This window comes from Sphingomonas sp. LH128, assembly GCF_000293195.2.
Taxonomy (GTDB): Bacteria; Pseudomonadota; Alphaproteobacteria; order Sphingomonadales; family Sphingomonadaceae; genus Novosphingobium; species Novosphingobium resinovorum_A.
In genome coordinates this window covers 2,501-4,393 of the sequence record NZ_ALVC01000093.1, presented here as the reverse complement: position 1 = coordinate 4,393, position 1,893 = coordinate 2,501, and the positions used below count along the sequence as shown (strand labels likewise).

1 rRNA gene (running past one end of the window) is annotated in these 1,893 nt (G+C 53.1%); it reads right to left on the bottom strand.

Going from position 1 to position 1,893, the window contains the following annotated elements:
* A 23S ribosomal RNA gene (locus tag LH128_RS08310) occupies nt 1-1,893 on the bottom strand (its annotated part continues 254 nt past the right edge of the window); the annotation flags it as partial.

The following is a 1,893-nucleotide window of genomic DNA, read 5'->3' as shown; positions in this document are numbered from 1 at the left end:
CCCGCCACAGAGGGTCCCCGAACCGGATAACGGTCCTGGGTTAGACATCAGAACATAACAGGGTGGTATTTCACCTATGGCTCCACACCAGCTGGCGCCGGTGCTTCAAAGCCTCCCACCTATGCTACACAATTCTATCCTAATGCCACTCTGAAGCTGCAGTAAAGGTGCACGGGGTCTTTCCGTCTAACCGCGGGTACTCCGCATCTTCACGGAGAATTCAATTTCGCTGAGCATATCCTGGAGACAGTGGGGAAGTCGTTACGCCATTCGTGCAGGTCGGAACTTACCCGACAAGGAATTTCGCTACCTTAGGACCGTTATAGTTACGGCCGCCGTTTACCGGGGCTTCAATTCGGAGCTTGCACTCCTCCTCTTAACCTTCCGGCACCGGGCAGGCGTCAGACCCTATACGTCGTCTTGAAGCCGACTTAGCAGAGTCCTGTGTTTTTGCTAAACAGTCGCTACCCCCTGGCCTGTGCCCCCCACAAGTGCTTGCGCATATATGGGGCCTCCTTCTTCCGAAGGTACGGAGGCAATTTGCCGAGTTCCTTCAGGATACTTCTCTCAAGCGCCTTGGTATACTCTACCTGACCACCTGTGTCGGTTTCGGGTACGGTCTATACGGTGGGGCTATTTCCTGGAACCACGTGAAAGCACAACCAATCCAATAAGGTTGTACAATGTAAGTGATCCGTCACACACCACCAGGCCCACGAATATTAACGTGGTTCCCATCGACTACCCCCTTCGGGCTCGTCTTAGGGGCCGGCTCACCCTGCTCAGATTAGCTTTAAGCAGGAACCCTTGGTCTTTCGGCGAGAGGGCATCTCACCCTCTTTGTCGCTACTCATGTCAGCATTCGCACTTCCGATACGTCCACGGTCGGTTACCCTCCCGCTTCACTCGCCTACGGAACGCTCCGCTACCGCTCAGTCAAAGACTGAACCCTAAGCTTCGGTGCATCACTTTAGCCCCGTTACATTTTCGCCGCAGGAACCCTTGTTTAGACCAGTGAGCTGTTACGCTTTCTTTAAAGGATGGCTGCTTCTAAGCCAACCTCCTGGTTGTTTTGGGATTCCCACATGCTTTCCCACTTAGTGATGACTTGGGGACCTTAGCTGTAGGTTAGGGCTGTTTCCCTTTTGACGACGGACCTTAGCACCCGCCGTCTGTCTGCCGAACTAGTCTCGTTGGTATTCGGAGTTTGGTTAGAATTGGTAGATCTCGCGACCCCCGCATCCATCCAGTGCTCTACCCCCAACGGCAATCATTCGACGCTCTACCTCAATAGATTTCGCGGAGAACCAGCTATTTCCCGGCTTGATTGGCCTTTCACCCCTAAACACAACTCATCCGAGAATTTTTCAACATTCAACGGTTCGGTCCTCCAGTGCGTGTTACCGCACCTTCAACCTGGTCATGCCTAGATCGCCGGGTTTCGGGTCTAATACACCATACTCAGTCGCCCTATTCAGACTCGCTTTCGCTGCGCCTACACCTAACGGCTTAAGCTCGCATGGTACATTAAGTCACTGACCCATTATGCAAGAGGTACGCTGTCACCCCCTAAAGAGGCTCCAACTGCTTGTAAGCATCCGGTTTCAGGTACTGTTTCACTCCCCTCATCGGGGTGCTTTTCACCTTTCCCTCACGGTACTGTGTTCGCTATCGGTCATGTACGAGTATTTAGGCTTGGAGGGTGGTCCCCCCATGTTCAGACAGGATTTCACGTGTCCCGCCCTACTCGAGTCCTCATCTATCGTTTTCGCATACGGGACTGTCACCCACTATGGTCGACCTTTCCAAGTCGTTCTGCTAACTGAAGATGAGGCACTGGCCTGGTCCGCGTTCGCTCGCCACTACTAACGGAATCTCGGTTGATGTCTTTTC